The sequence below is a fragment of the Pantoea sp. X-Soil-OKNW-556 genome (genome assembly GCF_059730695.1).
In genome coordinates, this window is the sequence record NZ_AP035990.1 from 858,890 (window position 1) to 871,668 (window position 12,779).

Here is a 12,779-nt window from a genome sequence, read left to right on the forward strand (position 1 = left end):
CGTTACAGGAGAGAGGATGCGTTCACAACCTTGGAAAACGCCGGTTCTGGTGATTGCCGATGATTTTACCGGCGCTAACGATGCCGGAAGCGGTCTGGCCCGGGCAGGGGCGCGCGTGCATGTGCTGTTTAATAGCGATACGCCGCATGATGCCAATGCCGCCGATGTACTGGTGATTAGCACCGACAGCCGGGCAGTAAGTGCCACCGAGGCCGCGCAACGCACTGAACGCGCGGTACAGCAGCATCAGGCGATTGCGCGGGATGGCTGGTTGTTTAAGAAGATGGATTCCACGTTACGTGGCAACCCCGGTGCGGAAATTGCCGCAGCGATGGCGGCCAGTGGCAAAGCGCTGGCACTGGTCGTGCCTGCGGTACCAAAGCTGGGGCGCACCACGCGAGGGGGCGAGGTGTGGATCAATCAGCAGCGCCTGACTGACACCGAATTTGCCAGCGACCCGAAAACGCCCGTTACCAGCAGCAATGTGCTGATGCGCTTGCAGATGCAGAGCGATTTGCCAGGTGAAGTGATCAATATCGACACGCTACGCAGCGGCAAGCTGGCGCAGGTGCTGGCAGGGAAGCAGGGGCTGGTGGTGATTGATATTGAGCAGGACGCCGATTTACGCGTTTTGATGCAGGCGGCAGCTGTGCTGTCAACGCGTCCGCTGTTGGCCGGGGCATCTGGTCTGGGTGACGCGCTGGGTGAGTATCTGGCAGGCCGGGAGGCGCGGCCGGTGCTGGCGGTGGTGGGTTCGATGAGCGCCATTGCCCAACAGCAGATTGATCGTCTCAATAGCCAGCGGGCGATTCGCATTATCGATATTGATATCCGTCAGTTGTTTGCCCAGCCAGCATGGCCGCAGGCCAGCAACTGGCAGCAGGCGATGGAGCAGGCATTGCGCATGGGTGAACACTGCGTGGTGCGCACCACCCAACATGCCGCACAGCGTCATGAGATTGACAGGCTGTGCCAGCAGCAACAGGTTTCCCGCCAGCAACTGGGCGAGCGTATCTGCCAGTTTTTGGCCCAACTGACCGAAGCAGTGTGCCGCAACGTCCAGCCTGCCGGGCTGTATCTCTCCGGTGGGGATGTGGCGATTGCCGTGGCACAGGCGTTGGGGGCCAGCGGTTTTCAAATTCAGGGTCTGGTGGCGGGCTGTGTGCCGCACGGGGTTCTGCTTAATAGTGATTTACACCTGCCGGTGATGACCAAAGCGGGTGGCTTTGGCGACGAAAACACCCTGGTAGAAGCCATTCGTTTTATTGAGGAGATGTCGAGTGAATAAAATTATTGCGGTGACCATGGGCGATCCGGCGGGCATCAGCCCGGAGATCATCATTAAAGCGCTGGCGGAAGGCGAGCTGGCCGGTGTTCCGGCGGTGGTGGTGGGCTGTGCCGCAACGCTGCGTCGGGTGATGGGATTGAACATTACGCCGCAGGCTGAGCTGCGCGTGCTGGACCAGGTAAAAGACGCGCATTTTGCGCCGGGTATCATCAACGTGATTGACGAGCCGCTGGCGAACCCGGAAGCGCTGCAACCCGGTGTGGTGCAGAAAGAAGCGGGCGATCTGGCATGGCGCTGCGTGAAACGTGCCACCGAACTGGCTCTGGCTGGGGAAGTGCAGGCGATTGCGACTGCGCCGCTGAACAAAGAAGCCCTGCATTCGGCGGGTCATATCTATCCCGGCCACACCGAACTGCTGGCGCAACTGACCAACACCAAAGATTACGCGATGGTACTGTACACCGATCATCTGAAGGTGATTCACGTCACGACGCATATCGCGCTGCGTAAATTCCTCGACACCCTCAATCGTCCGCGTATTGAGACGGTGATCGGCATGGCAGATACTTTCCTGCGCCGTGTCGGATTCGACAAACCGCGTATTGCGGTTGCCGGGGTTAACCCGCATGCCGGTGAGAATGGTTTGTTTGGTGATGAAGAGATCACTACCGTGGCACCGGCCATCAAAGCGATGAAGGAAAAAGGCATCGATGTTTATGGCCCGTGCCCACCGGATACGGTGTTCCTGCAATGCCAGCAAGGCCAGTATGATATGGTGGTGGCGATGTACCACGATCAGGGGCATATCCCGCTGAAATTGCTTGGTTTTTATGATGGCGTCAATATTACAGCCGGTTTGCCGTTTATCCGTACTTCTGCGGACCACGGCACCGCCTTTGATATCGCCTGGACAGGTAAGGCGAACTCTGCGAGCATGGCGATCTCCATCAAACTCGCGATGCAACTTGCATAGGGAAATATGAAGGGACAAAGTCGCCTCGACCAGATTATGGACTATCTGAAAAGCCATAATCTGGTTACTGTTGAACAGCTGGTGAGCGCTATTTCTGCCTCACCGGCCACTATTCGCCGCGATCTGATCAAGCTGGATAAAGAAGGCGTGATTAGCCGTAGTCACGGCGGCGTTACCCTTAATCGCTTTATCCCCGCCCAGCCAACCACTCTGGAAAAGATGCAGCGTAACCTGGCGGAAAAACAGGCGATCGCTCATTTTGCTGCCGGTTTTGTACAGTCCGGAGATGCGGTGGTACTGGATGCTGGCACCACCATGCTGGAGCTGGCGCGTCAACTGACCCATTTACCGCTGCGGGTGATCACTGCCGACCTGCACATCGCGCTGTTTTTGTCTGAATTCAAACAGATTGAAGTCACCATCATTGGCGGGCGGATCGATGATTCCAGCCAGTCATGCATCGGTGAACATGGTCGCCGCCTGCTGCGTAGCATCAACCCGGATGTGGCCTTTGTCAGCTGTAACTCGTGGAGTATCGAACGCGGCATAACTACGCCAACCGAAGAGAAGGCCGGGCTGAAGATGGATTTGCTGGCGAATGCGCGTCGCCGGATTCTGCTGGCCGACAGCAGCAAATACGGTTCATGGTCACTGTTCTGTGCCGCACCCATTGAGAGTCTGACCGATATCGTGACCGATGCGCGCCTGGATGACGAAGTGTGTCGCAATCTGCGGGAACGTGGAATTGCGCTGCAACTGACAGAATAAATCGATATCCTCACCCTGTCGTGGCTCAAGAGTTCAGGCGCAAATGCGCCGACTCGCTCTTGAGCACGATGATGCCATTCCACGTACTCTTTTCTGAATTCAGTTTGGCATGATGTTAATTCTACCGGCGATGAGTGGTTATTATTTCAGGAACCGGATCAAAAATAGACTCTGCTGTATGCAAAGAATATTATCAATGCCAGTATTATCACTGCCGTGATAAAAACCAGAAGATCGGCAAATAATTTACGCATTTTCGCCTCTTTATACAAAGTGATAGCGTTCTGAGTGATATTTCGCTAACGGAACCTGTAAAGCTGCCAGCGTTTTTTCAATCTCATCCATCATTCTGTTTGGGCCACAGATAAAGTATTCATGTTGTTCATATGGCGCTGGAATATAACGTTGTATCAGTTCACTGCTAATGATACCCGTTTCTCCCGTCCAGTCTTTCGGGGGTTGTTCAAGAACATGTATGACCTGTAGATTAATTCTGTCTGACAAGGCTTCCAGTTCTTCTCTAAAAGTAATGCCATCCCAATTTTTATTACCATAGATTAGTATTATCGGACGTTTATCACCGAGATCGGCAAAAGTTCGGATGATACTCATCATCGGGGTAATACCAATCCCCCCGGCAATTAACACATGCATATCCGCCGGATTACCCACAGTGAATGCGCCATAGGGACCATCAATATAAACACGCTTACCCGCCGTCACATTTCTGATCTTCCGGGTGTAATCGCCAGCATCTTGTATGGTCATTTCAATCGTCTCTTTCGCCATTTCCGCGCTGGATGAAAAAGAGAAGGGATGAGACGTCAATTTGAAAGGACTTCCCCAGACATTCAGCCAGCCAAATTGACCGGGGACAAATGGAAACCCTGCATGACCAACAGGTTGCATCACCAGCGTGGTACTGCCTCCTCGTTCATGGCGCGTTGCAATGACCTGGTAGGGTTTTCGCAACATCAGGAAAGGACGGACGATGCGTGTATAAATCAGCAGGCAGCACCAGAGTATGGCTAATCCTGTCCACAAGGCACGTTTTAAGGGCGCATCTAAATAGAACCCCCAGGCAACCGTATGAAGTAGCCCCGCGCCAATAACTAAAACTGCCAAAATAATATGAGTATAGTGCCAGACTTCGTAGCTAATTTTTAGTTTCACACGCCACAGTGCCATCACCATTAAGGCAATAAGAGAATAGGTAGATATTGCCGCAAAGCGTGCCCGCCACGGTGCTTCAATGAAATTAAGTAGTGCCAGTCTTTCTGGTCGCAAAATAAAAAGGATGACAGGATGGGCAATAATCAGGACCAGGGCTATAAAAGACATTTGTTTATGGAAATGATAAATAGTATCTTCGCCCCACGGGCTTGTCACCGCACGAAAGCGGGCGGTAAGACCAACCTGCAATCCTAAAATGGCCAGGCCAGCATAGCCTGCCGCAGCAGAGAATTCTGTCCAAAAATCCCTGGAGGGGGGGAGTGGACCTATCAGAAGAACAAATAACGGACCGGCAGTGAAAAATAGATAGAACAATACCCAGAGAGTATTTCGTGTGAAAATGTTCATGTCCACAACCCCGTGCAGAGTTATTACGGATTATAAATCATTTATTCTGCCATCAGCCTTGTGTTGGTGAAATAATGGTCAATCTATTGTACATACGAAGCGTAGACGAACATTTCTGTTTATACCAAATAATAACTGATACCACACGGGCGTGTGTTTATTAATGGGTGGTATTAAAGTGCATCTGAATAATGAATTTATTGATAAATTTTCGCGGCATCCAGGAGGTGGCGGGTTGTTGCCCGCCATAAAGAATTGGCTGGATCACTTTCGTGAACCGTATCAGAACGCTCCGGGTTTCAGGCCCACAGACGGAATATTGCGGCCATAGTAGATCTCCCGCATCTCTTTCCACAGCAAGCCGGTAATGCGCTGGTGTTCTTCCGGGCTGAGATCTTCCGGTTTGGTGTTGAACAGGTAATGCTTCAGATCGAACTCTTTCAGCAACATTTTGGTGTGAAAGATATTTTCCTGATAAACGTTCACATCCAGCATGTCATACATCGACTTCATATCATCCGACATAAAGTTCTGAATCGAGTTGATCGCATGGTCGATAAAGTGCTTCACGCCATTCACATCACGGGTAAAACCGCGCACGCGATAGTCAATGGTGACGATGTCAGATTCCAACTGGTGAATCAGGTAATTCAACGCTTTCAACGGTGAAATCACGCCGCAGGTCGAGACTTCAATATCGGCGCGGAAGGTGCATAATCCGCCTTCCGGATGGCTTTCCGGATAGGTATGCACGCAAATATGGCTTTTATCGAGGTGCGCGACGACGGAGTTGGGCAGCGGGCCGGGATGTTCTGAGTTATCGATGTCTTTCGGATCGATCGGCTCCTCGCTGACCAGAATGGTCACGCTTGCTCCCTGTGGTTCATAGTCCTGGCGTGCGATGTTGAGCACGTTGGCACCGATGATCGAGCAGGTCTCCGTCAGAATTTCCGTCAGACGGTTGGCGTTGTATTGCTCATCAATATAGGCGATGTAACCATCACGCTCGGCTTCAGTATTTGCATAGCAAATATCGTAAATACAAAAACTCAGGCTCTTTGTCAGGTTATTGAAGCCATGTAGTTTTAGCTTTTGCAATTTCGTTCACCCCCTTATAAATATCCGGTCAGCGCACGTCTGACAGGGCATTCAGCAGATATTGCGGCAGGGCAAAGCTGCCAGTGTGGATTGCCGGATTGTAGTAACGGCAGTGCAGGCCAGCGGCCGCAAAACGCGACTGCAAGGTGGCGCTATCAAGTTGACGTAGCGCCGGATTGTCGCTAGCCCAGGCAAAGGTCATGATGCCACCGTAATAGGTCGGAATCGCTGCCTGGTAAAAGCTGACATCGGAAAAGTAGTGGCTGAGTTTGCGATGGCTGTTAATCGCCTCGTCTTGCTGTAAAAAGCAGACGCCGTTCTGTGCGACAAAAATACCGCCCGGGTTGAGGGCGTTTTTGCAGCCGGCATAAAATTCTGAGGTGAACAGGCTCTCTCCCGGACCGATCGGGTCGGTGCAGTCAGAGATGATCACATCGAATTTCTCCGGCGTCTGGTTGACGAAATTGACGCCATCATCAATCACCAGCTGCAAACGCGCATCGTCATAGGCACCCGCGCTGTGGTTGGGCAGATACTGTTTGCAGAAGTTCACCACCCCGGCATCGATCTCCACCATGGTGATCTGTTCAATGCTGGCATGGCGTGATACTTCGCGCAGCATGGCACCGTCGCCACCGCCGATAATCAGCACACGCTTTGCCGCCCCGTGCGCCAGAATCGGCACATGGGTCATCATTTCATGATAGATAAATTCATCGCGCTCGGTGGTTTGTACCACGCCGTCCAGCGCCATAACGCGACCGAAAGCCGCATTTTCAAAGATGACTAAATCCTGGTGCGCAGTTTTCTCGCGGTAAAGTTCCTTATCCACCGTGAAATACTGTCCGAAACCGGCATGAAGGGTTTCATACCACATTTCATTTTGGGCCATGATTGAGGCTCTCCTGTGATGACATCGCCATGAAAATGGGCGGCAAATCATAGCGAATTATGACCGTGGTTGCACGGTCAAATGTTCAGCAGCAGAGCGGGGCGGCGGGTTATTTCACGTAGGCGAGCAGGCTTAACGAGTCGCGTGCCAGTGACTTACATTTTTTGTCATTGGTGATGGCGATGCCGCTCAAATCTTTGTAGCTGTCTTCGCCGAGCGCTTTCATGTTGAAGGTACTGTAGTTGCTCAGATCCCAGCGGTTTTGCTGGGCGAAGAACACCAGTGCTTTGCGAATCTGCGCATCGGGTAAGTCCTGATAGCCGCAATCATTCTTCAGATAAACAAATACTGCGGTGAGATCAGCCAGATCTTCCGCTTCGGATTCGCTCAGGGCAAAGCTGGTGGAGGAGAAGCCAAGGAGTCCCGCCAGCAGCAGGATCTTGATGCTTTTCGTCATAATCATTCTCAACAAGGGACAATAAACTGACGTTAGCACAGATACTGGCAGGATTCCGATAAATTTGCCGTCGTGCCGCACTTCGCAATTTTTTCGCTGCATTATACAGCAGGGCTTGACCCTCCCGCAGGGGCAAGGTTTACGCTGAGGCCTTATGCACAATAAGGATATGAATATGCAACGTCGTCATTTTCTGAAGCTGACTGCTGCTCTCAGCGCGGCAGGTGCCCTGCCCCTGTGGAGCCGCTCATTGATGGCCGCCACGCGCCCTTTATTGCCGATCCCCGCGCTGCTGGAAGCGGATGCGCACGGCACCTATAACCTTATCGCTCAGGCTGGCACCAGCCAGTGGAACGGCAAAGCGGTGCCGACCTGGGGTTACAACGGTAGCCTGCTCGGCCCCGCCATTGCCTTGCAGCGCGGTAAACCGGTGAACGTCAATATCCATAACCGTCTGCCGGAAGCGACGACCGTCCACTGGCACGGGCTGGAAGTACCCGGTGCGGTGGATGGGGGGCCTCAGGCGGTCATCGCGCCCGGAGCAACCCGGCAGGTGAGTTTTACTCCGGATCAACCCGCAGCGACCTGCTGGTTTCATCCCCATCAGCATGGCAAAACCGGCCATCAGGTCGCTCAGGGGCTGGCTGGACTGGTGCTGCTTCAGGATGACGCATCCGGCAAATTGCGCCTGCCCATCCAGTGGGGCGTTGACGATGTCCCCCTGATTTTCCAGGACAAGCAGCTAACGAAAGATGGCAGCCGCATCGAATATCAACTGGATATTATGCGCGCGGCAGTGGGTTGGTTCGGCGATATGATGCTGACCAACGGCGCGCAATATCCACAACATGCGGTGCCTCGCGGCTGGTTGCGCCTGCGTCTGCTGAATGGATGTAACGCCCGTTCACTGCATATCGCCACCAGCGATAAACGTCCGTTATATGTGATTGGCAGCGACGGTGGTTTGCTGGCGGAACCGGTGAAGGTGGAGAGTCTGCCGCTACTGCCAGGCGAACGTTTTGAAGTGATGGTCGATACTTCCGACGGCAACGCCTTTGATATGGTGACGCTGCCGGTGACACAGATGGGTATGATGCTGGCCCCGTTCGATCAGCCGCTGCCGTTGGTGAACATCCTGCCGCTGCGTGTCATGGCGAGCGGCGCGTTGCCAGATAAGCTGGTGGATCTGCCGCCAGTACCCGCGACTGAGGGGCTGCAAACCCGTTGGTTGCAACTGATGATGGACCCGCAGCTCGACAGCCAGGGGATGCAGGCGTTGATGGATCGCTACGGGGCAAAAGCGATGGGTAATCATCACGGCATGGCCATGCCAGCCGACAAAAAGCCGATGGACATGAAGATGGACATGGGCGGCATGCAGATGGATCACGGCAACATGGCGATGGATCACAGCGGCCATGCTAAGGCTGCGCCGGGTTACGATTTTCATAATGGGAACAAAATCAATGGCGTTGCCTTTGATATGGCGAAGCCGATGTTCGGTGCGAAACTTGGCAGCATGGAGAAATGGACCATCTCCGGCGAAGGCGACAGCATGCTGCACCCGTTCCATATCCACGGCACCCAGTTCCGTATTCTGTCAGAAAATGGCAAGCCGCCGGCTCCACACCGCCAGGGCTGGAAAGATATGGTCAGCGTCGATGGCTGGCGCAGTGAGGTGTTGGTGCGCTTCAACTATGTTGCCAGCGCTGAACATGCCTACATGGCGCACTGTCACCTGCTGGAACATGAAGACACCGGCATGATGCTGGGCTTTACCGTGACTTAACTGGCTAACGCCTGCCGGATATCTTCAATTAAATCATCGGCATGTTCGATGCCGATGGATAATCGCACGGTGGCGTCAGTGATACCAATACGCTGACGTACTTCGGCGGCGACACCGGAATGGGTGGTGCTGGCCGGATGGCTGGCGAGTGATTCGGTGCCGCCGAGGCTCACCGCCAGTTTGAACAACTTCAGGACGTTGAGAAAACGGAAAGCGGCAGGCTGACCGCCGCGAATATCAAAAGAGAAGGTGGAACCTGCGCCAAAGCACTGACGACGATAGGTTTCCCCGGCGCTGCTGTTTTTATCGAGGAAGGGGAGCCAGTACAACTTCTCCACCTGCGGTTGATCGCGCAGAAACGCCGCCACTAACGCTGCGTTGTGCGCGGCTTTCTCCATCCGCAACGACAATGTTTCCAGCGAACGGCCAATCATCCAACTGGAGTGAGGGTCAAGCTGGGTACCAATGGCGCTGCGCAGCGACCGTACCTGATCAATCAACGCTTTTCTACCCAGTACCGCACCGGCAATCAGGTCAGAGTGGCCGCCGACATATTTGGTCAGGGAATAGAGCGACAGGTCAGCACCCTGTTCCAGCGGGCGCTGAAAAATCGGGCCGAGCAGGGTGTTATCACAGGCAATAATCGGGCGGGAACCCTGGTGCTGAGCAATCACCTCGGCGACTTCCACCATCAATTCAATATCCACCAGACTGTTGGTGGGGTTGGCGGGGGTTTCAATCAAAATCAACGCCACGCGTCCACGTTGCCAGGCCAGTTTAGCGGCTTCGTGGACTTTCTCTTCATCGGTGCCATCGCTGAAACCAACGGCTTTAATTTCGAGATTATGTAGCGTCTTGCTGAGCAGGGTTTCGGTGCCGCCGTACAGCGGCTGTGAATGCAAAATCACCTCACCTGGCCGGGCAAAGGTTAGCAAGGTGGTGGCAATCGCCGCCATGCCGGAAGAGAACAGGGCGGCGCGTTCTGCCCCTTCGTAAATTGCCAGCCGATCTTCAACAATTTCGCTATTGGGATGATTAAAGCGTGAATAGACCAGTCCGCCGCTTTGGCCCTCGGGCGGTTCCCGGCGACCGGCGACGAAATCAAAAAAATCCTTCCCTTCTTCGGCGCTGTTAAACACAAAGGTGGAGGTGAGGAATACCGGTGGCTTAACTGCCCCTTCCGACAGGCGTGGATCGTAACCGTAATTCAGCATTTGTGTTTCGGGATGGAGCGAAGAGGTATCAGGCGGCGATTTTTTGCTGGATGAAGAGGTCATAACGTCTCCGGTTGGCTGGGTGCTTTTTATACAGTTAACGTCAGAGCAATATTTTTCGCCACGGTAACGTTTGCGTTGTGTGCGCGGCGTCAGCGCTTAATTGGACTATGATAGACTGCGTGGCTTTCTTAAGACACCTAACCGGGCTGAATGCAATGAAACACACCGTCGACGTGATGATCTCTGAGCAGGAGATCGCAACCCGTATTGCCGAGCTGGGCAAACAGATTAGCGACCATTACCGTAACAGCGGCCGTGAAATGGTGCTGGTCGGGCTGTTACGCGGTTCCTTTATGTTTATGGCCGATCTGTGCCGCACCATTGAGGTGCCGCACGAAGTCGACTTTATGACCGCCTCCAGCTACGGCAGCGGCATGTCCAGTACCCGTGATGTGAAGATCCTGAAAGATCTCGATGAAGATATTCGCGGTAAAGACGTGCTGATCGTCGAAGACATCATCGATTCCGGCAACACCCTGAGCAAAGTGCGCGAGATCCTGCGTCTGCGTGAGCCGCACTCGCTGGCGATTTGTACCCTGCTGGACAAGCCGGAACGTCGTGAAGTGGATGTCACCGTTGAATATGTTGGCTTCGCCATCCCGGACGAATTTGTGGTGGGTTTTGGTATCGACTACGCCCAGCGCTATCGTCATCTGCCGTACATCGGCAAAGTGGTGCTGCTCGACGAGTAACCGCACAATCTTCCAAGGCTAACCTTTCCCGCCTGCGATAAGATGCGCCACCCGTCGGCCAGTGGCTGACAGGTGGCGCTGCACGCGTTTCCCCCGCGCTGCGCTGAGTGGTAACATAATCTCTGCTAAACTCCTTTAAATTCACGACTTTTATCACCTGGTCACTCATTTCTGATTACAACAAGGTATGGATTCGCAATGACTTATGCACTGGAACTTTCCGGGCTGACCAAGACCTATCCCGGCGGCGTACAGGCGCTGAAAGGGATCGATCTCAGCGTGGAAGCAGGTGATTTTTATGCCTTACTGGGGCCGAACGGTGCCGGTAAGTCCACTACCATCGGCATTATCAGCTCGCTGGTGAATAAATCTGGCGGCAGCGTGCGGGTGTTCGGCTATGACCTGGAAAAGGATGTGGTCAATGCCAAGCGCCAGCTGGGACTGGTGCCGCAGGAATTTAACTTCAACCCGTTTGAAACCGTATTACAGATTGTGGTTAATCAGGCCGGTTATTACGGTGTGGAACGTCGTGAAGCGAATATCCGCGCCGAAAAATACCTGAAACAACTCGATCTGTGGGGCAAGCGCAACGAACGTGCGCGTATGTTGTCTGGCGGGATGAAACGCCGCCTGATGATTGCCCGCGCGCTGATGCACGAACCCAAGCTGCTGATCCTCGATGAGCCAACTGCGGGTGTCGATATCGAACTGCGTCGCTCCATGTGGGTGTTCCTGAAGGAGCTGAATGCGCAGGGCACCACCATCATTCTGACCACCCATTACCTGGAAGAGGCGGAAATGCTGTGCCGTAATATCGGCATTATCCAAAGCGGTGAGCTGGTGGAAAACACCTCGATGAAAGGTTTGCTCTCTAAGCTGCAATCCGAAACCTTTATCCTCGATTTAGCGCCGCGCAGTCCGCTGCCGAAGTTGGAAGGTTTCCAGTATCGTCTCGTCGATACCTCGACGCTGGAAGTTGAGGTGATGCGTGAGCAGGGGCTGAACAGCGTTTTCAGTCAGCTCAGCGCGCAGGGTGTTCAGGTATTGAGTATGCGAAACAAAGCTAACCGCCTTGAGGAGCTGTTTGTCAGCCTGGTGCAGGGAAAAACAGGAGCCAAAGCATGACGCATTTATATTGGGTGGCGCTCAAGAGCATCTGGACCAAAGAGATCAACCGTTTTGCCCGCATCTGGATTCAGACGCTGGTGCCACCGGTGATCACCATGACGCTGTATTTCATCATCTTCGGCAACCTGATTGGATCGCGCATCGGTGATATGCATGGTTTTAGTTACATGCAATTTATCGTGCCGGGTCTGATCATGATGGCGGTAATCACCAACGCCTACGCTAACGTGGCCTCCTCGTTTTTCAGCGCCAAGTTTCAGCGCAACATTGAAGAACTGCTGGTGGCACCGGTGCCGACGCACATTATCATCGCCGGGTATGTCGGTGGTGGTGTGGCGCGTGGTGTCTGTGTCGGGATCCTGGTGACAGCGATATCGTTGTTTTTCGTGCCTTTCCAGGTCTATTCGTGGACGATGGTGGCGGTTACGCTACTGCTGACGGCGATTCTGTTCTCGCTGGCCGGTTTGCTGAACGCGGTATTTGCCCGCACCTTTGACGATATCAGCCTGATTCCGACCTTCGTGTTGACGCCGTTGACCTATCTTGGTGGGGTGTTCTATTCGCTGGCGCTGCTGCCGCCATTCTGGCAGGCGGTGTCTAAGCTGAATCCGATCGTGTATATGATCAGTGGCTTCCGCTACGGTTTCCTTGGCATCCATGATGTACCGCTGGAGCTGACCCTGTCAGTGCTGGTGGCGTTTATCGTGGTGTTTTACGCGCTGGTGTATGTGTTGATTCAGCGTGGGCGGGGACTGCGAAGCTAAGGCAGAACTGTGACGTAGCGGCGCGATTTATCGCGCGATTTTTTCCGGCAGCCCGCGCGGAATCGCGCGATA

General features: G+C 53.8%; 12 protein-coding genes. 7 read left to right on the forward strand and 5 right to left on the reverse strand.

Annotated elements, in window-relative coordinates; translation table 11 throughout:
* Positions 1-16 precede the first annotated feature (16 nt).
* Genes dtnK through AC6I8T_RS03785 form a run of 3 tightly spaced genes read left to right on the forward strand, consistent with a single transcriptional unit; the run spans position 17 to position 3,029 of the window.
* Positions 17-1,288: a D-threonate kinase gene (dtnK, locus tag AC6I8T_RS03775; RefSeq protein ID WP_208724805.1), complete on the forward strand. Its 1,272-nt coding sequence runs from the start codon at positions 17-19 to the stop codon at positions 1,286-1,288.
* Positions 1,281-2,261: a D-threonate 4-phosphate dehydrogenase gene (locus AC6I8T_RS03780; protein WP_021184701.1), complete on the forward strand. Its 981-nt coding sequence runs from the start codon at positions 1,281-1,283 to the stop codon at positions 2,259-2,261. The genes dtnK and AC6I8T_RS03780 overlap by 8 nt, the downstream gene beginning before the upstream one ends.
* A 6-nt stretch (positions 2,262-2,267) precedes the next feature.
* Complete coding sequence (locus AC6I8T_RS03785; RefSeq protein ID WP_021184700.1) at positions 2,268-3,029, forward strand: DeoR/GlpR family DNA-binding transcription regulator; 762 nt, start codon at positions 2,268-2,270, stop codon at positions 3,027-3,029.
* A gap of 264 nt (positions 3,030-3,293) precedes the next feature.
* On the opposite strand, the gene AC6I8T_RS03790 is transcribed toward AC6I8T_RS03785, so the two are convergent.
* The 4 genes from AC6I8T_RS03790 to AC6I8T_RS03805 form a co-directional block, all read right to left on the reverse strand.
* Positions 3,294-4,610 (reverse strand): ferredoxin reductase family protein, encoded by a 1,317-nt coding sequence (locus tag AC6I8T_RS03790; RefSeq protein ID WP_497833513.1) that lies wholly within the window; start codon positions 4,608-4,610, stop codon positions 3,294-3,296.
* A gap of 282 nt (positions 4,611-4,892) precedes the next feature.
* Complete coding sequence (speD, locus tag AC6I8T_RS03795; RefSeq protein ID WP_021184698.1) at positions 4,893-5,708, reverse strand: adenosylmethionine decarboxylase; 816 nt, start codon at positions 5,706-5,708, stop codon at positions 4,893-4,895.
* Positions 5,709-5,736: 28 nt separating this feature from the next.
* Positions 5,737-6,600 carry a polyamine aminopropyltransferase gene (gene speE, locus AC6I8T_RS03800; protein ID WP_497830092.1) on the reverse strand — a complete coding sequence of 288 codons (864 nt, stop codon included), beginning with the start codon at positions 6,598-6,600 and terminating at the stop codon, positions 5,737-5,739.
* Positions 6,601-6,709: 109 nt separating this feature from the next.
* Positions 6,710-7,057, reverse strand: a complete 348-nt coding sequence (locus tag AC6I8T_RS03805) for a YacC family pilotin-like protein (protein ID WP_013507908.1) — start codon at positions 7,055-7,057, stop codon at positions 6,710-6,712.
* Between the two features lie 175 nt (positions 7,058-7,232).
* On the opposite strand from AC6I8T_RS03805, the gene cueO reads away from it, so the two are divergent.
* A complete protein-coding gene (gene cueO, locus AC6I8T_RS03810) occupies positions 7,233-8,846 on the forward strand; it encodes a multicopper oxidase CueO (protein ID WP_497831928.1) in 1,614 nt (537 codons plus the stop codon).
* Here cueO and AC6I8T_RS03815 read toward each other — a convergent pair.
* The gene (locus AC6I8T_RS03815; protein ID WP_497833514.1) at positions 8,843-10,123 is read right to left on the reverse strand and encodes a cystathionine gamma-synthase family protein; all 1,281 of its coding nucleotides are present in this window, start codon (positions 10,121-10,123) and stop codon (positions 8,843-8,845) included. The genes cueO and AC6I8T_RS03815 overlap by 4 nt on opposite strands.
* 155 nt (positions 10,124-10,278) lie before the next feature.
* On the opposite strand from AC6I8T_RS03815, the gene hpt reads away from it, so the two are divergent.
* From hpt to AC6I8T_RS03830, 3 genes are all read left to right on the forward strand, one after another.
* Complete coding sequence (gene hpt / locus AC6I8T_RS03820) at positions 10,279-10,815, forward strand: hypoxanthine phosphoribosyltransferase (RefSeq protein WP_021184693.1); 537 nt, start codon at positions 10,279-10,281, stop codon at positions 10,813-10,815.
* Between the two features lie 198 nt (positions 10,816-11,013).
* Positions 11,014-11,940 carry an ABC transporter ATP-binding protein gene (locus tag AC6I8T_RS03825; protein WP_013507912.1) on the forward strand — a complete coding sequence of 309 codons (927 nt, stop codon included), beginning with the start codon at positions 11,014-11,016 and terminating at the stop codon, positions 11,938-11,940.
* Entirely contained in the window at positions 11,937-12,707 is a 771-nt protein-coding gene (locus AC6I8T_RS03830; protein WP_021184692.1) for an ABC transporter permease, read from the forward strand. The genes AC6I8T_RS03825 and AC6I8T_RS03830 overlap by 4 nt, the downstream gene beginning before the upstream one ends.
* Positions 12,708-12,779 lie beyond the last annotated feature (72 nt).